This is a genomic window from Arenibacter arenosicollis, assembly GCF_014397245.1.
GTDB lineage: Bacteria > Bacteroidota > Bacteroidia > Flavobacteriales > Flavobacteriaceae > Arenibacter > Arenibacter arenosicollis.
This window is the reverse complement of sequence record NZ_JACLHY010000027.1, coordinates 49,925-68,401: the sequence shown is the minus strand read 5'-3', so window position 1 is coordinate 68,401 and position 18,477 is coordinate 49,925. Positions and strand designations below refer to the sequence as shown.

Here is an 18,477-nt window from a genome sequence, read left to right as displayed (position 1 = left end):
TCGGCGGAATCATTCAATGCAAAAATAAAAGCTTTTAGAGCGCAATTCAGAGGAGTCAAAAACGTAGAATTCTTCCTTTATAGATTGACCACAATATTTGCATAAACACAACAATTGTTCTTGATCCTAAAGTACTGCCCCAAGCATGGAAAACACAACAAGCTGGCGCTTGTTGTTTTTTGTTTTCCTCCCACAAAGGGATTCACTGCGTGCATCCCAAAAGGCAATCCCGGGCAAGCATGGAAACCATAACAAGCTGGCGCTTGTTGTTTTTTGTTTTCCTCCCACAAAGGGATTCACTGCGTGCATCCCAAAAAGCAATCCCGGGCAAGCATGGAAACCATAACAAGCTGGCGCTTGTTGTTGTTTTTTGTTTTCCTCCCACAAAGGGATTCACTGCGTGCATCCCAAAAAGTTATCCAGGCAAGCATGGAAACCATAACAAGCTGGCGCTTGTTGTTGTTTTTTGTTTTCTTTCGCCTCTTTGAACTAAACTTCAGAGGCTACAAAAAACAAAAAACCCACAACTTTCGTTGTGGGTTTCCTTTTGCGGAGAAAGAGGAACTGCAACCATGACGATAATAAATTCATTATCAACTATTTAAGCATTTAAAAAATGTTGTTACTCACCGAATTACGCACCTAATAGATTTTAACAATGCTTCTTCTTACCTACCTTTATAAGAATCGTATGAATCGTGATAAGCAATAAATATTGGTCTAGAATATACCAGAAAAAAAAACTAGACTTCGAATTTATTCTTAACACCCATTAAACAAATTGGATATTGCAAGTACAACTTATCCTGAAAAATTCAAAGGTGATGTTATAAAGCCGACGGTAGGGAAAACTATGTTGTCGATATTTTTGGGTGAATCCACGAAAGGAACTCAGGAAGTCTATTTCTGGGAACATTTTGGTGCGGCGGCATTGAGAATGAAAAATTGGAACTAGTAAGACTGGATAAAAACGCTCTCTGGGAATTGTATGACTTGGCAAAAGATAGGATGGAAATTAACAATGTTGCGAATTCCAATCCGGAAATAGTTCTAGAAATGAAAAAAGAATGGGAAGACCTCGCAGAGTAATATGAAGAATATCCAGCTCCCAATTAGTCCTGAATGACCAGGATAGTGTGCTAAACCAACTAAATTATGAATTCATATATTCGGTAGGGGTCATGTTGAACTGTTTTTGGAAATTACGACCAAAACTGGTTTGAGAATTGTAACCTACCATCTCCGACACCTCATATATCCTATATTCTCCCTTTCTCAATAATTCAGCCGCCTTTTTTAATCGTGCAATATTGATCAATTCATTCGGGCTAAGGTTGGACATTTCCTTGATTTTTCTATATAAAGTAGATCTACTCATAAACATAATATCACTTAAGGTTTCTACACTTAGATTCGGATCTGAGATATGTTTGGAAATTACCTCGTCCAGCTTATTAATAAAGGTTTCGTCGGTGGCTGTAAGTGCAATACTTTTAAGATGGGCAAGGGGAGAGCTGGAATAATAGGTCATTATATTTTTACGGTTTTCTATCAAATTTTTTATTTGAACCCTCAGATGGGACATGGAGAAGGGTTTTTCCAAATAGGCGTCTGCGCCGGATTCCAATCCTTCTATTTTGGCATTCAAGGCTTGTTTGGAAGTTAAAAATATAACGGGTATATGGCTGGATTCCAAGCTACTCTTAATATTTCTACATAAATCATAACCATCCATTATGGGCATCATAACATCTGTGACCACCAACTGTATGTTCCTAACCTCCAAAATTTTCAGAGCCTCTTGTCCATTGGTAGCCCTATATACATTATAAAGCTCCTTTAAATCATTGGCAATAAAATCCAAAAGGTCAATACTATCCTCAGCAATAACAATATTAGGTTTTGTTAAGTCTTCCTCTATATCCAATAGTCTTACTTCCGGTTCCAACTTGTTCAATGACCGGTCTTGTGAGTATAATTTAAACTCCTTTTCTTGGTGAATTGGCAATTGCAATACAAAGGTGTTTAGTGTCCCATTGCAGACCTCCAATTCCAAATTTCCATTGTGCAGTTTGGTGAGGGAGTGTGCCAAAGCTAACCCAATACCTGTACCCGTTTGGTTTTCGACTCCAGTAACTCTGAAAAAGGGTTCGAAGATTTTTTTTGATAGATGATCTGGGATAAGATTGCCATCATTTTGAACCTTTAACTTAAAGGATTCAATGTTGGCTTCTATGGTTACAATAACCTGATTATTTGCATATTTAATTGCATTTCCAAAAAGATTGCTCAATATCTTCTTTATGGCTTCAGCATCAACAAAAGCAATAACATCACTCTCTCCCAGATTCAATTGAAAATCAATATCCTTGTCTTTTATTGCCTCAACAAAACGGCTATAAGTCTTTTTTATCAATTCTGTTATATTGTACTCAACAAAGGTTAGACTGAGGCTTTCTATCTCTGTCTTTCTGAAATCCAACAATTGATTTACCAGATCCAAAAGTCTGTTGGTATTCTTTTTCATTATAGACAAATTTCCTATTACCTCCGGTGAATGATCCTCATTTTTAATCAATTTATCCAAGGGGCTCTTAATGAGTGTCAACGGTGTCCTTATTTCATGGGAAATATTGGTAAAAAATTCGATTTTTGCCTGATAAACCTCCTTTTCCTTTTTGTTGCTGAGCTCCCTTATTTTTTGGTTGTTTTTAGAAACTGTCCGTAAGTGATAAAATCTCATAATCAAGAATACAGAAATCCCCATAATAATGAAGTATATTAAATAGGCTATGTTACTTTTCCAAAAAACCGGCAACACCTCTATATTCAATGGTTTGGATTTGGTGCTCCATACACCATTATTGGTCATAGATTTTAAGTTAAACCTGTATTTTCCAGCTGCCAATTCCGTAAAATGAACCCTATGTTCTTTATTTAAAGGAATCCATTCATTACTTATACCCTTCATTTGATACATATATTCTGTAGATTCTGGGCCTATATAACTTAAGGCAGCAAAATCTAGACTAAATGAAGATTCATTGGAATCTAAAACCAGATTATCAAGAAAGGTTACGGATTTCTGAAGTGGGGATTCGTAGCCACTAACAATGGCCTCTTGATTATTAATTTGTAATCCTGTAATTAATATAGGCGGCACATAAGTATTGTTAACGAAGTTTTTTGGATTAAAACTAATCATCCCATTTACACTTCCAAAGTACATGTCTCCTTTTGGACTTTTATAGGCGGAATTGTAATTAAACTGATCGCTTAATAGACCATTTTCTTTTGTGTAAATCTTTTTACTTCCTGTTTTAGGTTCATATTCCACAAGTCCATTGGAAGTGGTTATCCAAAGCTTGTCGTCGTCACCTTCAAGTATGGAATAAAAGGCATTGCTGGGGAAACCATCGCTTGTCCCAAATTTTTTAAAGTTTTTTTTACTAGTATCAAATAGGTTCAACCCGTTGTCCGTAGTAACCCAAACACAATTGTTCTTACCCTGAAATATTCCATTAATATGATTGTTGCTAATTGCGTCAATATTGTTGCTATCGTATTTAAAATTACCATTTTCACCTGTTTTCGGATTATAAAAAAACAATCCTTCAGAATAGCTACCTGCCCAAAAGACACCATTCTGATCTTCAAAAAAACAGGTGTAATGAATATGTTCGGGAAAAGTGCCTACCAAATCAAAATTATCCATTTCAGGGTCATAGGATTGTATGGCAGAAGTAGTTATGGCTATTATTTCGTTTGACTTGGTTCTATAGAGTGAAAAAATAAAATTATTACGCAATTTGCTTTTATCGCCCATATTATAATGGGATACAATAATATTACGGTTAACGTCCAAGACATCCAGGCCATGGTCAAAGGTACCTATCCAAACATTGTCGTTTATTGGCAATACTCCATGAATGTTATAATGGGACAATATACCACCTTTGTCTTTGGAGGTAAAGGTGGTAAACTTACCAGTTGCCAAATTGAATTTATTTAAACCTGCATCTTCAGTGCCTATCCATAAGTTACCGGATTTGTCCGGATGGATTTCCCGTACGGCATTTCCACTAATTGAATTTTCTGAGGGAGAGGGGAAGTATTTCTTAAAATAGTTATACTGGTTGGGGTAATAATTTACACCTCCAAAATAAGTCCCTGCCCAAACGCTTCCCTCGTCATCGACAGTTAGGGCATATACTGCATTATCCGAAAGGGCGTAAGGATTACTGTAGTTTTTTACTAAGTTGGTGTATTTTTTTTCCCTGAAATTATATAAATGTATACCTGATTCTGTTGCTACCCATAGCTCATCTTTTTCTCTAAGAGCAAAATCCCGTACATAAATTGGTCCTCTCATGTCTGAAAGAATGTCCAAAATCTTACCTTCCTGAATATCGTAGGCCAAAACGCCATGATTTTGGGTTCCCAAAAGGATAACGTGATCATTTAAATTGAATAACCTATTAATTCTAAATGGTAACTTTATATCTGCTTCAACGTTTAGCCCATAACCCTTAAAGGTATTAGTTACACTATTGTAACTGTAAAGCTCATTGCTTGAAGCTGCCAGAATTTCATTATCGTTTGTTTTTAAAACAACTGTAGCATTAAAAAATTGATTCGTTGGAAATTTAATTGTTTCCTTGGTTTTGGTGTTATACTTGTGCAAAGTGCTGTTTGCAATAAACCATAAATTGCCTTCAGAGTCGTTCATAAGACCCAAGATTTGCTTTGTATTTGTGCCTTCCAATAAATCAAAGTTCTCTTGCTTTTCATTATAGCTGTACAAGCCATTATCAGTCCCTACCCATAAAACATCCTCAAATTCGTGTAGACATTCAATATAAGTACCATGTAGGCTTTTTGTGTCTTCAGGATTGTTCTGAAATAATTTAAAGGTATACCCATCAAATCTATTTAGACCATTTTTGGTTCCAAACCACATAAAACCATTTTTATCCTGTATAGAGCTCAGGACTGTATTGTGGGACAATCCATCTTCCACCTCATAATTTTTAAAATAATATTCCTGTGCCCATATAGAACTGGAAACTAGGGTAGTAATCAATAATATGACGATACTCTTTTTCACTGTATAATAATTTTAGGAAAATATAGAACTTTTTGTTCTACATAATGTTTCACCATTCTACAATTTAGTTCAATAAGACCAACTAATATGGCAAAAGCCGGATTATGAACCAATTCGGGGAACTATTGAAACGAAATTAAAGTTAAAGCCTTCTTAAATTTCTTCTATTTGCTTTAGCTGCTAAATTGACAGTTTACGAAGAGGATTTTAAGCCAATTATCAATTAAACAGGTTTGGAGATAATATATCGGTAAAAAATTAACTAAACAATTGATTCTTTCTGATACTCTACACATTGTATAATCAATAGTGAAACAGCTTGGATTCATATTTATAACTGTTCAATTACTAAACAGGCAGTTTCGTATTAACATTTTAACAACCAACTAAAACTTAATTACATTAAAAATGAAAACAACATGAAAACAATCTTAAAAAAATTATTTCAACAGATCTGTTTACTAGGCATCTTCTTAATGGTTTCCCAATCGTATGGGCAAGATAAACTGAAGATTTCAGGTAATGTTAGTTCGGAAACGGACACTATGCCCTTACCTGGCGTTTCTGTAATTGTTAAAGGAACGAACAATGGGGTTTCCACTGATTTCGATGGGAATTTTTCCATAGAAGCATCAACTAATGCGGTACTTGTGTTTAGTTATATTGGTTTCCGCACTACAGAAGTACCGGTTAACGGCCAGACCACAATAGATTTGCAGATGTCAGATGACGTAGCTGCCTTAGATGAAGTTGTGGTGACGGGGTATTCCACACAGGAGAAAAAATCCATTACTGGCGCTATATCCACGGTCACAAGCGAAGATTTGGAGAGCGTACATGCTGGATCTACAGTAAGCTCCGGCCTTGCAGGGAAAATTTCCGGGGTAACCTTTAAAATGCCAGATGGTCGTCCTGGAGCTTCGGCTGCCATTCAAATACGAAATATGGGAAATCCGTTGTATGTAATAGATGGTATACAACAGGATGCTGGCCAATTCAATAATATTTCTCCAGGTGATATTGAAAGTATCTCGGTCTTAAAGGATGCCTCTGCAGCGATTTATGGTGTAAGGGCTGCCAATGGGGTAGTGGTGGTAATCACCAAAAGAGGAAGGAAGAACACCAAAAACGTAGTAAATATAAATTCCTATTATGGTGGACAAAACTGGTCCAGATTTCCAAAGACCGTAAATGACTCCTATGTGTATATGTCCAAAAAGGCAGAAGCTGATTTAAATGAATTTGGTGAAACCCAAATTACCCAGGACGAATTGGAAAAATACCGATTGGGTACGGAAGCAGGTTACAAATCCTTTGACTGGAAGAATTTTATCATTAAAAAAGATGCTCCTTTGTACAGTTTAAATGTTAGTACCTCCGGGGGATCGGATAAAATCAACTATTACATTTCAGGTACACAGTTAAAGCAGGAAGCTGTGTTGGGCCCTGAATTCAGGTTTGAAAGAAATAATATTCAAAGTAATTTGGATGCCAATATTACCGATCGTTTAAAGGTTGGGGTCCAGATTAATGGAAGAATTGAAACCAGGGATAACCCTGGAATTCCAGGGGCAGATGATTATTGGTTGCCAAGATTTGCAATTTTACGAAACCGACCTTTTGAACGACCATATGCCAATGACAATCCTGAATATTTAAATGATATTGGCCATAATGAGACAAATTGGGCATTGCACAACAAGAAAATAGGAGGTTATTCCACTGATATTTGGAGGGTTTTACAAACCAACTTCACAGGTGAGTATAAATTTGGAGGTTTTGCAGAAGGTCTTACCGTAAAGGGAATGTATTCCTATTATATAGCCGATCAAGTACTAAATGGACATGAATATACTTACGATGCCTATACCTATGATGCTGGAAATGATGCTTATAACGCAACAGGTGGTAGTTCTAACCCTTGGAGGGAAAGAAGAAATCGAAAAATTCTTAAAAATGTCTACCAAGGTCAGGCAACATACAAAAAATCATTTGGAGAAAATCATAATGTGGAAGGGCTCTTCCTAGTAGAAAGGCAAGAACAACGCGATCAAAACCAATGGGTCCGATCTGTACCCGAGACGAATATTTTGCCTTTAATCTATTTTGCCAATGTAGTGGCATTTCAAGATGCTGACAATGAAGAGGCGAGAATTGGTTACATCGGAAAATTCAATTATAACTTCAAGGAGAAATACTATTTGGAATTGTCAGGAAGACAAGATGCCTCATGGAAGTTTGCCCCTTCAAAGAGAAAAGGATTTTTCCCATCCGGTTCCATTGGCTGGAGGCTTACCGAAGAGGATTGGTACAAAAATATTGCGGGGGATGATGCATGGGTATCGGAATTTAAACTAAGGGGGTCATATGGTATTTTGGGAGATGATGATATTGGAATTGGAGCCTATGATTACCTACCGGGTTATAATTATAACACTGGAACTGTTATTTTGGACGGTCAACCAGTAGTGGGGGCAAGGGACAAGGGACAGATTGTGGATAACATTTCTTGGTTCAAGAGTAAGATTACAGATATAGGGATGGACTTTACCCTTTTTAATGGCAAGATTAACGGTTCTTACGATTATTTCTACAGATTAAGAACTGGTTTGAGAGGTCGAAAATATGACATCTTAATTCCTAGTGAATTGGGTTATGGATTACCGGACGAAAACGTAAATAGTGATGCGCAATCGGGTTTTGAAGGTTCTCTTAGCTATAATGACAGTTTTGGGGATTTTAATCTATCCGTATCTGCCAACGGCTCCTATTCTAGAGGAAAATTTATAGAATCCTATAAGCCAAGATTCGAAAACTCCTGGCAAGAATACAGGGCTTCAAATGAAGGAAGATATAATGACATTCGATGGGGCTTAAATACTATCGGTCAATTTCAATCCCAAGAAGAAATTAATAATTATGGGGTAGACATTGATGGTCAAGGAAACAGAACCTTGCTGCCGGGGGATTTAATTTATGAAGACCTAAATGGCGATGGAAGAATCAATGGTTATGATGAAAAACCAATAGGCTACAATTTTGGTAAGCAACCTTCTATAAATTTTGGCCTTAGCATTCGGATGGAATTCAAAGGGTTCGATTTTACTTCGGATTTCTCAGGTGGCTCGGGCTATTCTTGGGCACAAGAGTGGGAAACCAGATGGGCTTTCCAGAACCAAGGTGCTCTAAACGAAATATTTTTGGATAGCTGGAGCCGACAAGATCCCTCCAATCCCAATAGTAACTGGATTCCTGGGAAATATCCGGCATTGCGTTACAATAGCGCCTACCATAGCAATTATAGATTTGGTCAGGCTTCAACTTTCTGGATGCACAACATAACCTATTTAAGGGCTAGAACTATAGAATTGGGTTATTCCTTGCAAAAACCTCTATTGGAAAAATTAGGACTTCAAAAGGCAAGGTTCTATATAAATGGATATAACCTGTTTTCTTTTGACAACTTATCCAAATTTGGTATCGACCCTGAGGTTAATGATACCAATGGATTGCAGTACCCGCAGAATAAATTCGTGAATGTTGGGGTAAACCTATCTATATAAATAGTTAAAATTGATAAGCAATGAAAAAATATATATTTACAATAATACTAGCAATATGTCTAGCTTGGAGTTGTTCCAAGAATGATGAGGAATTCTTGGATAGGCCGCCTTCCTCAATTTTAACCCAAGAACAGATATTTACAGATCCAAGTGCCGTACTTTCTGTATTAGGAGATCTTTATAACCGATATGAAGATTTTGGCAGATTGGATGATTGGGCTTCAGTGGCAGATTTCAACATAGCATATTGGTCGGAGGCCGGTCGTTATCCTGCGTTTCAAAATGATGGCTGGGGCTTTGGCAGCTGGGGAACATGGAATTATGGGTATATACGTGAAATAAATTTATTTTTAGAGCGATGCGAGGAGGCCACTCAATTGGAAGCTTCCCTAAAAACACGTTTCTTGGCAGAAGCACGTTTTTTACGAGCCTCCTACTATTTTGAAATGGTGAAACGAATGGGTGGTGTTCCGTTAATATTGGAATCCGAAACCTATGATTTCAGTGGAGATGCATCTTACCTTCAACATCCAAGGGAAACGGAAGCTGCTATTTATGATTTCGTGATAAGCGAAGCCGAAGCCATTAAGGATATATTACCTACGGACCCCGATTCCAAATCCAGGGCCACCAAAGGTGCCGCTTTAGCGATGGAAACCAGAGCTGCCCTTTATGCGGGTTCTATAGCTAGATATGGAGCAACTACTCCGCAAGTTTCATTACCAGGTAATGAAGTTGGAATTCCTGCTTCAATGGCAGAGGGATATTATACCAAAGCACTTACAGCGGCTCAGTCCATTATCAACGGAAATGCCGGTGCTTACGCCTTATATAACTCCAAGCCTAACCTTTCCGAAAATTTTGAGGCATTGTTTTACGATAAGGCGAATAATCCGGAAGCCATTTTTGTGGAAGATTATAAAGTGGGAGGTGGAAAGACGCATTATTTTACAGGTTGGAACCAGCCACGTTTTGGTGCCGAGGAAGAAGAAGGAGGTAGAATTAACCCAAGTTTACAATTTGTTCAATCATTTGAATTACTTAACGGTACTTATGCTCCTTTGGCCAATGAAGCAGGGGGTACTCCGGTTTACTATGATAATATTGGTGATATTTTCCAAGGCAGGGATGCCCGTTTGGCAGGTACGGTTATTTTACCAGGTACCACCTTTAAATCCAAACCCGTGGATATCTGGGCTGGTATAGTATTAGCCGATGGATCCATTGTAAGTGGAGATTCCAGAGGACAGGAAAAAACCTTGCCAGGCGGTACAGAACAAGTTCAGGTGGTTGGTTTCGATGGTCCAATAGACGGTCTTGAATTTACAGCTCAAACAGGTTTCTACATCCGTAAATATCAGGATCCAAATACTGGATCTGGTCGTCGAGGAACCCAAAGTGATGTTTGGTTTATTCGTTATCGGTTTGGAGAAGTTCTTTTGAACGCCGCAGAAGCTGCCTTTGAATTGGGACAACCTGATGTTGCTGCAGGCTATTTAAACCAGGTTCGCCAGAGAGCTGGCATTACTACCCCATTAACCGGAGCAGATGTTAATTTTGATAAAATTGCTCATGAGCGTTATGTGGAGTTGGCATTTGAAGGATTACATTTCTTTGATTTAAAAAGATGGAGGTTGGCACATATAGTATTGGACGGAAATCCTATAAGCGAAACAGAAGTTACCCAAAACATTGGTATTGCTACCAAAAGGGAAACTCAGCCATACAGCATATGGCCATATAAATATTACAACCCTGGTGACCCTAACAATGGCAAGTATCTGTACAAAACTTTAAGACTTTCCAGAATTACTGGTGCTGACCGTTTTCAATTCGGGAACTACTATTCTGAAATAGGGCAAGATTTAATTAACAACAACCCTAAATTGGTTAGAAACCCAAATCAATAATCAATTTTAAAACAAAAAAAATGAAAGCTAAATTTTATATACTCATATTCAGCACTTTATTATTGGTCACGTCTTGCGCACTAGATAATTTTGATGAACCAAATGCAATATTCTCCGGGAATATTGTTTACAACGGGGAAGCTATACCAGTTGCACGGAACCAAGTTAGGTTTCAATTATGGCAACCGGGTTATGCATTAACTGCGCCAATAGATGTTGCCATTGCTCAAGAAGGTAGCTTTAGTAGCCGTTTGTTTACAGGGGACTACAAACTGTCTTTTGTTCCTGGACAAGGTCCATTTAAGACCCCTTCCGATACCTTGTTTTTCTCTTTAACAGGTGATAAGGCTATGGACATTGAGGTTACTCCTTATCATATGATAAGGAACGCCCAATTCTCCCATGCTTCAGGGACCATTAATGCAAGCTGTAGTGTAGAACAAATTATTTCCGGAGCAGATGCAAAGGCTGTAGAAAGGGTTACATTGATTATTAACAGAACTCAATTCGTTGATGCCAATAGTGGAGGGGAAGGAAGTATGGCCCAGGAAGATGCTGCCGATATTTCCAATATGAGCAATATTAGTATGTCGGTAAATATACCCAGTGATCCAAAGAAACCGGATCAAAGTTACATTTTTGCACGTATTGGTGTTAAAGTTGCCGGAATTGAAGACATGATATATAGCCAAGTACAGAAAATAGAATTTTAATCTTTTTAAATAAACCCCTCGGAAATCATAAATTTTCGAGGGTTCTATTAGAATAATATTCCGTTGTTGAGCAAGATAAAAGAAAACCTAGATGGGAACACTTAAAATAACATATTTATTATCGTTTTTTCTTCTTTTCACTATTTCGGTGTTTTCACAAGACAAAACATTTACCAATCCCTTATTGCCCTCTGGGGCCGATCCTTTCAGTACCTATCACAATGGATATTACTATTACACAAATACTTTACAGAACCGTTTGGTACTTTGGAAAACTAAAAATTTAGCGGCTCTTGACAAGGCTGAAAGTATTATTGTTTGGACACCACCGGAAGGAACGGATTACTCCAAAGAGATATGGGCTCCGGAAGTTCATTTAATAAACAACAAGTGGTATGTCTATTTTGCCGCGGATGATGGTGATAATAAGAACCATCGAATGTATGCATTGGAGAATTCGTCTAAAGATCCCTTTAAAGGAAAATGGGAATTTAAAGGTAAAATTTCGGCTAAGACAGACAAGTGGGCGATTGATGGTAATGTATTCAACCATAAAGGGCAGTTATATATGATCTGGTCTGGATGGGAAGGTGATACCAATGGTCAACAGGATATTTTCATTGCCAAGATGAAAAACCCTTTGGAGATAGATGGGGAAAGGGCGAAAATTTCTTCACCAACATATGAATGGGAAAAACACGGGGATTTGGATGATCCCGATCTTCCCCATGTTAATGTAAATGAAGGGCCACAATTTTTGGCACACAAGGATCGAATTTTCATTGTTTTCTCGGCAAGCGGCTGCTGGACCGATAATTACAGTCTTGGACTTTTGTCATTTAATGGAGGTGACGATTTATTGGATGCTACGGCTTGGGAAAAATTGGAGGAACCAATTTTTACTCAGGCTCCACAAAATGGTGTGTATGCTCCTGGACATAATTCATTTTTTAAGTCTCCGGATGGTAAGCAGGATTGGATTTTGTATCATGCCAATTCTAAATCTGGGCAGGGATGTGGTAGATTTCGCTCTCCAAGAATGCAAAGATTGTATTGGGATACCAGTGGAATGCCATATTTGGGACCACCGTTGCCCGAGAATGTAATTCTAGAAATACCCAAGTAGTAATGCTTTTAAAACGGAAAAAAAATTGTTGAGTTGAGTTAGTTTCTTAAATTATCGGGTCTCTCATACGGCCCGGTAATTTTATCAAATGAAGTGTGCTATACAAAGTTCTGTTTCTATTTTAAAATAGTCATGCTGAAGTATAAAACCATTCTTAACTCCATACATAAAAATAATTCCTTCCAATTCCTAATGGGAGTATCATCAAAACCAATAAAAATTAGCAGATGAAAAAAATAGTACTGATAGTTTCCGCCCTAATCATATCTTATACAGGGATATCACAAGAAGATGTTTTAACCAAGAATAAATGGTCTGTTGAAAAGGCCACGGAATGGTATTCACAACAACAGTGGATGACCGGTGCCAATTTTAATCCCAGTACTGCCATTAATCAATTGGAAATGTGGCAAGAGAGTACCTTCGACGCTAAAACAATAGATCAGGAATTAGGCTTTGCAGAAGGTATCGGGTTCAACACCATGAGGGTGTATCTTCACAGCTTGGCATACAAAGCTGACCCTAAGGGATTTAAGCAGCGTATGGATGCCTATTTGAAAATAGCGAGCAATCACGGTATCAAAACAATTTTTGTTTTTTTTGATGATGTATGGGGCAAAACTCCTAAAATCGGAAAACAACCAGACCCTGTTCCTGGAACCCATAATTCTGGATGGGTACAGGATCCCGGTGACCCGTCATCAACGGAAAAGGAAAACTTCCCCGCACTTGAGGTTTATGTCAAGGATATCCTCAAAACCTTTGGCAATGATGACCGGATTGTCATGTGGGATCTTTACAATGAGCCTGGCAATACGGGAAAACTAACTAGTTCAATGCCGCTGTTAAAGAACGTATTTATATGGGCTAGGGAAATCAACCCTAGTCAGCCTTTAACTGCAGGCTTATGGGCGTGGGATTTTCAAGAACTCAACGCTTTCCAAGCCTTGAATTCTGATATATTGACGTATCACAACTATGAGGATGAAAAACACCATCAACATATAATCAACCTTTTAAAATCCCATGGTAGACCAATGGTCTGCACCGAATATATGGCACGGACCAATAATAGCCGTTTCTCCAATATTCTACCAATTTTAAAAAGAGAAAATATCGGTGCCATCAACTGGGGATTAGTAGCAGGTAAATCCAATACAAAATATGCTTGGAACACCCCGATCAAGGATGGAGGGGAACCAATTGAATGGTTCCACGAAGTTTTTAGAAAGGATGGCACACCATACAGACAGGATGAGGCAGATTTGATTAAAAAATTGAATAAGGAGGTTAATAAGAAAAACTAGCATATAGTAAGGGTCACAAATGCCCATTGTATATGTATGGATATTTCAATAAAATTTAAATAAATGAAGCAAATAAAATGTAGTCGGATCTTGGTTATGTTAGCTGTAATAGCGTTGATGGCTTGTAGGGATGCCAATAAAAAGGGGATAATTCCGGAAACAGCCAAAACAAATTTGCATACACCAATGGAAAGCGCTTTACAACAAACTAATTTTGACACCATCATTGATGGCAAGGCGGTAAAGCTATTTTGGCTGGAAAACAAGGATTTGAAAATGGCCATTACCAACTACGGAGGTAGGATCGTGGCTCTTTGGACTCCCGATCGAGATGGCAATTTTGTAGATGTTTCCATAGGTTATCCCAGCGTTAAGGACTACGTGGAATCTGCCGAATCCTACTTTGGAGCTACAATAGGCCGGGTAGGCAATAGGATTGCAAAGGGCAAATTTTCTTTGGATGGCACCGAATATTCTGTGGTACCGAACAATAATGAGAATGCCCTTCATGGTGGGGAGCACGGATTTCAGGATAAGGTTTGGGATGCCGAACAACCTGATACTAAAACTCTGATCCTGAGATATACTTCCCCCGATATGGAAGAAGGGTTCCCTGGGAATTTAACAGTAAAGTTAACTTACTCGCTAACTGATACCTGGGCTGTTAGAATAGATTACGAAGCCACTACCGATAAAACCACAGTTGTAAATTTGACCAATCATACCTATTTCAACCTCAATGGAGAGGGAAGTGGAAGTATCCTAAACCATTCATTGCAACTTTATGCAGATAAATTTACACCTGTAGATCAAGGACTGATACCTACAGGGGAATTGAGAGATGTAAAGGGAACACCTTTCGATTTTAAAGTTGCCCATACTATTGGTGCACGCATAGAGGAGAAGGATCAGCAATTGACATTCGGTGGGGGGTATGACCATAATTTTGTTTTAAATGGCACCAAGTCCAATGGTATGAACCATGCCGCTACTGTGGTAGGGGATAAATCTGGCATTGTGATGGATGTATACACCCGGGAGCCTGGAGTACAATTTTACTGCGGCAATTTTATGGCTTCGGATAACACGCTAAAATCTGGCGCCAAAGACGATTTTAGGACGGCCTTTTGTCTGGAAACACAGCATTTCCCAGATTCTCCCAACCAACCTGATTTTCCTTCGATTACTCTTCGTCCAGGGGAAGTTTACCATACTGTTTCAGAATATAAATTTAGCGTTAAATAGGTTTTGAGAGCATTCTGTATAATTTTAGTTTCAATTGTTTTTTGGGGAGCTAATGCCCAAAAGTTTATGGATATGGATTCCAGTCAAATCTATTTGGCAGATCCTACTATTTTTTATTATGACGATACTTATTATTTGTATGGCACTACTGGCGATCCCAAAAGGGGTAAGGATAAAGGTTTTTTGGTTTACACTTCCAAAGATTTATCGAAGTGGTCGGGACCAAATGGAGCCAAGAACGGCTTGGCCTTGCAAAAAGGTGATGCTTTTGGGGAAATAGGATTCTGGGCACCACAAGTATTTAAATACAATAATCTTTTTTATATGGCCTATACCGCAAACGAACATATAGCCATGGCCATAAGTAATAGCCCATTAGGTCCCTTTAGGAGCACTTCAAAAAAAGATTTGGAAGCTCCTGTAAAACAAATAGACCCTTACATATTTTTTGATGACGATGACAAAAAATATTTATATCATGTACGCCTTAATAAGGGCAATAGGATTTTTGTCGCCGAATTAAACGACGACCTAATGAGTATAAAACCAGAAACATTAAAAGAATGTATTTCCGGCGAGCTCCCATGGGAAAACACCCAAAATACCAACTGGCCAGTAACCGAAGGTCCCACAGTTTTAAAACACAAGGGACTCTATTATTTGATTTATTCGGCAAACGATTTTAGAAATCCCGATTATGCCGTTGGCTATGCCATAAGCGAAAGTCCTTTAGGTCCTTGGAGAAAAACAGACGATAGTCCAATAATACATAAAGATTTTTTTAATGAGAACGGCACCGGTCATGGAGATGTATTTATAGATAACAAAGGAGACATGCAATATGTTTTGCATACCCATTTCAATGACACTCTAACCCAACCACGAAGAACTGCAATTGTAAAAATAAAATTTATAGAAGAAAAAGTCAGGCCGGATTATTTGATAACAGAAAAAGACGGGTTCAGATTTCTAATAACCGAATAGACAGGGTATGCAATGATAAATTATGCTAAATGAAAATGATTAATAAGAAACAAACCCAAAGAAAATGAATATCGTTGTTGCTCCTGATTCATTCAAAGAATGTTTATCGGCTAAGGAGGTTGCCTCAAATATTGCCTTAGGAATTAAGAAGGTACTGCCGGGTTCGCTAATCCATGAAATCCCCATATCGGATGGTGGGGAAGGAGTTCTGGACGCCCTTCTGAACGGGGTTGGAGGTAAAAGAATTATCGTTCCTGTGTTTGATCCGCTGATGAGACCAATCAAGGCACAGTATGGGATTTTGAAAGATAAAAAAACGGCGGTTATCGAATTGGCGAAGGCTTCCGGTTTGGAATTGCTGAAGGAGAATGAAAAGAACCCATTAAATACATCAACATTTGGTTCAGGGCAAATGATAAAGGATGCCCTTAATAGGGGGTGTAATAAATTTATCATCGGTATTGGCGGAAGTGCCACCAATGACGGAGGAACTGGAATGGTCAGGGCACTTGGGGCCAAATTTACGGATAACAAGGGGGACGATATTCCAGAGGGGGGTGGTAGTCTAAATCAATTGAACACCATAGATCTGACTTATTTTGATAAAAGAATTCAAAGTTGCGAGGTGGTGGTTGCTTGCGACGTTTCCAATCCCCTAACCGGGCCGAATGGTGCCTCTATAGTTTATGGAGGTCAAAAAGGGGGTAGCAAAAAAGATCTGCAAATATTGGATACTAACCTTGCCCATTATGCTTATTGCATTGAGACAACATTGGGAATCGATATCGACCAGATTCCGGGAGCTGGAGCGGCCGGAGGTACTGGTGCAGGATTAATGGCGTTTTTAAAAGGGAAGCTTGTAAATGGGATTGAATTAATTCTACGCACTCTTAAAATTGAAGAGTATTTAAAGGAGGCCAACTTGGTATTTACAGGAGAAGGTAAGATTGATGGACAAACCTTACAAGGCAAGACCATATCCGGGATCGCAGCTTTGGCAAAAGAACACAAGGTCCCCGTAATCGTGATTACTGGAAAAATTGGTGCGGATATAGAGGGTGTTTATGATTTGGGGGTAAATGCAGTGTATTCGATTATTAACCAGCCAATGGAATTAAAAGAAGCTATTAAGCATGCTCCCGAACTTATTCAGGAATCCGCAAAAAATATAATGGCCACCATTAATTGTTTTAATAGAAATTAAGGGCTTCATATTTTTAGAACAACAATGTACAAACACAGTAATACAAATATGCAAAAAGAAAGAAGTGTCATAATGGTTGGTTGTTTCGATACCAAAGGGGAAGACTTCGGATATCTGTATAGCTGTCTTGCGGAGTTGGGGTTGAATGTAATTACCATTAATACAGGGATAATGGGGTCTACTGATTTCTTTCCGGTAAATTTTGAGGCTAAGGAGGTGGCTTTAAGTGGTGGAAATACCCTGACCGATCTTAGGGAAAATAAAGATCGTGGAAGTGCTATTGAAGTCATGGGAAATGGTGCTGCCGCTATTGTTGAAGATCTTTTCAACAAGAAAAAAGCCCATGGCATAGTAGGAATGGGCGGCGGCGGCGGGACTTTTATAGCACTTAAGGCCATGCAACCTTTACCTTTCGGATTTCCAAAATTTTGCATCAGTACCTTGGCAACCAAAGATTTGTCCATACACATAGGCATTAAGGATATCACCTTGATGCCATCTGTTGTTGATGTGGCCGGGTTAAATAGTATCAGCAAGGTAGTAATGCGCCAAGGGGCGGCCGCGATTGTGGGAATGATTAAAGTCTCTGGGTCGACTGATGAAAGACAGAGCAAATCCATAGCTCTTAGTGTTTTTGGAAACACTACACTTTGTGTAGATAAATGTTCGGAATTACTAAGGGCTAAAAATTATGAGGTGTTGGCATTCCATTCCGTCGGTGTAGGAGGTAGGACGATGGAGGGATTGACTATAGATGGATGTATCGATGCTATATTGGATATTACTACAACTGAATTGGCCGATGAACTTTGCGGCGGAATTTGTAGTGCGGGGCCGGATCGCTTAACAGCTGCGGCCAAAATAGGAATTCCACAGATCGTGGTACCGGGATGTTTGGACATGGTAAACTTTGGTCCTTTGGAAACCGTTCCAGAAAAATATAAGGACAGACAATTATTTAGTTGGGCCCCAGATGTAACCCTTATGCGGACCAATGAACAAGAGAACAGAATATTGGGAAAGACTATAGCCGAAAAGATAAATAAGTCCATGGCTCCTGTCATTGTTTTGCTTCCTATGGGAGGCCTATCAAAAATTGGTGGGCCTGGAGAAGTATTTCACAATCCGGCGATAGACCAGGAATTGTTCGGTTCCCTAAAAAGTCATGCAAATAAAAATATCAAAATATTGGAGGTAAACTCAAATATCAATACCGAGAGTTTTGCCACACAGGCGGTAGAATCCTTAATGGAAATTCTAAGGGATCAAAAGAATTAGACAGCGTTAGAATAGCCGACAACATATACTTAATATATAT

The 18,477-nt window shown here is 38.6% G+C and carries 11 protein-coding genes; 10 read left to right on the top strand and 1 reads right to left on the bottom strand.

Annotated elements, in window-relative coordinates; translation table 11 throughout:
* The first annotated feature begins 945 nt into the window (after positions 1-945).
* Positions 946-1,089: a hypothetical protein gene (locus tag H4O18_RS19090; RefSeq protein WP_187587626.1), complete on the top strand. Its 144-nt coding sequence runs from the start codon at positions 946-948 to the stop codon at positions 1,087-1,089.
* A gap of 64 nt (positions 1,090-1,153) precedes the next feature.
* On the opposite strand, the gene H4O18_RS19085 is transcribed toward H4O18_RS19090, so the two are convergent.
* Complete coding sequence (locus H4O18_RS19085) at positions 1,154-5,107, bottom strand: two-component regulator propeller domain-containing protein (RefSeq protein ID WP_187587624.1); 3,954 nt, start codon at positions 5,105-5,107, stop codon at positions 1,154-1,156.
* A 419-nt stretch (positions 5,108-5,526) separates the two neighbouring features.
* Here H4O18_RS19085 and H4O18_RS19080 point away from each other — a divergent pair, with 419 nt between their 5' ends.
* The 9 genes from H4O18_RS19080 (at position 5,527) to H4O18_RS19040 (ending at position 18,437) form a co-directional block, all read left to right on the top strand.
* On the top strand, positions 5,527-8,670 hold the full coding sequence (locus H4O18_RS19080; RefSeq protein ID WP_187587622.1) for a SusC/RagA family TonB-linked outer membrane protein: 3,144 nt from the start codon (positions 5,527-5,529) through the stop codon (positions 8,668-8,670).
* A gap of 20 nt (positions 8,671-8,690) precedes the next feature.
* The gene (locus H4O18_RS19075; protein ID WP_187587620.1) at positions 8,691-10,580 is read left to right on the top strand and encodes a RagB/SusD family nutrient uptake outer membrane protein; all 1,890 of its coding nucleotides are present in this window, start codon (positions 8,691-8,693) and stop codon (positions 10,578-10,580) included.
* A 20-nt stretch (positions 10,581-10,600) separates the two neighbouring features.
* Complete coding sequence (locus H4O18_RS19070; RefSeq protein ID WP_187587618.1) at positions 10,601-11,293, top strand: DUF3823 domain-containing protein; 693 nt, start codon at positions 10,601-10,603, stop codon at positions 11,291-11,293.
* A gap of 91 nt (positions 11,294-11,384) precedes the next feature.
* Positions 11,385-12,419 (top strand): glycoside hydrolase family 43 protein, encoded by a 1,035-nt coding sequence (locus H4O18_RS19065; protein WP_187587616.1) that lies wholly within the window; start codon positions 11,385-11,387, stop codon positions 12,417-12,419.
* Positions 12,420-12,646: 227 nt separating this feature from the next.
* The gene (locus H4O18_RS19060; protein ID WP_187587614.1) at positions 12,647-13,726 is read left to right on the top strand and encodes a cellulase family glycosylhydrolase; all 1,080 of its coding nucleotides are present in this window, start codon (positions 12,647-12,649) and stop codon (positions 13,724-13,726) included.
* Between the two features lie 63 nt (positions 13,727-13,789).
* Positions 13,790-14,971, top strand: a complete 1,182-nt coding sequence (locus H4O18_RS19055) for an aldose epimerase family protein (RefSeq protein WP_187587612.1) — start codon at positions 13,790-13,792, stop codon at positions 14,969-14,971.
* 72 nt (positions 14,972-15,043) lie between these two features.
* Complete coding sequence (locus H4O18_RS19050) at positions 15,044-15,955, top strand: glycoside hydrolase family 43 protein (RefSeq protein ID WP_246474450.1); 912 nt, start codon at positions 15,044-15,046, stop codon at positions 15,953-15,955.
* Positions 15,956-16,019: 64 nt separating this feature from the next.
* Positions 16,020-17,159 (top strand): glycerate kinase, encoded by a 1,140-nt coding sequence (locus H4O18_RS19045; protein WP_187587608.1) that lies wholly within the window; start codon positions 16,020-16,022, stop codon positions 17,157-17,159.
* A gap of 48 nt (positions 17,160-17,207) precedes the next feature.
* Entirely contained in the window at positions 17,208-18,437 is a 1,230-nt protein-coding gene (locus H4O18_RS19040) for a Tm-1-like ATP-binding domain-containing protein (RefSeq protein WP_187587606.1), read from the top strand.
* Positions 18,438-18,477 lie beyond the last annotated feature (40 nt).

What these genes read in the sequence shown, in the direction of transcription:
- H4O18_RS19050 (WP_246474450.1), top strand. Translation starts at nt 15,044, where the DNA reads ATGGATTCCAGTCAAATCTATTTGGCAGATCCTACTATTTTTTATTAT.
- H4O18_RS19060 (WP_187587614.1), top strand. Translation starts at nt 12,647, where the DNA reads ATGAAAAAAATAGTACTGATAGTTTCCGCCCTAATCATATCTTATACA.
- H4O18_RS19080 (WP_187587622.1), top strand. Translation starts at nt 5,527, where the DNA reads ATGAAAACAATCTTAAAAAAATTATTTCAACAGATCTGTTTACTAGGC.
- H4O18_RS19055 (WP_187587612.1), top strand. Translation starts at nt 13,790, where the DNA reads ATGAAGCAAATAAAATGTAGTCGGATCTTGGTTATGTTAGCTGTAATA.
- H4O18_RS19040 (WP_187587606.1), top strand. Translation starts at nt 17,208, where the DNA reads ATGCAAAAAGAAAGAAGTGTCATAATGGTTGGTTGTTTCGATACCAAA.
- H4O18_RS19045 (WP_187587608.1), top strand. Translation starts at nt 16,020, where the DNA reads ATGAATATCGTTGTTGCTCCTGATTCATTCAAAGAATGTTTATCGGCT.
- H4O18_RS19070 (WP_187587618.1), top strand. Translation starts at nt 10,601, where the DNA reads ATGAAAGCTAAATTTTATATACTCATATTCAGCACTTTATTATTGGTC.
- H4O18_RS19065 (WP_187587616.1), top strand. Translation starts at nt 11,385, where the DNA reads ATGGGAACACTTAAAATAACATATTTATTATCGTTTTTTCTTCTTTTC.
- H4O18_RS19075 (WP_187587620.1), top strand. Translation starts at nt 8,691, where the DNA reads ATGAAAAAATATATATTTACAATAATACTAGCAATATGTCTAGCTTGG.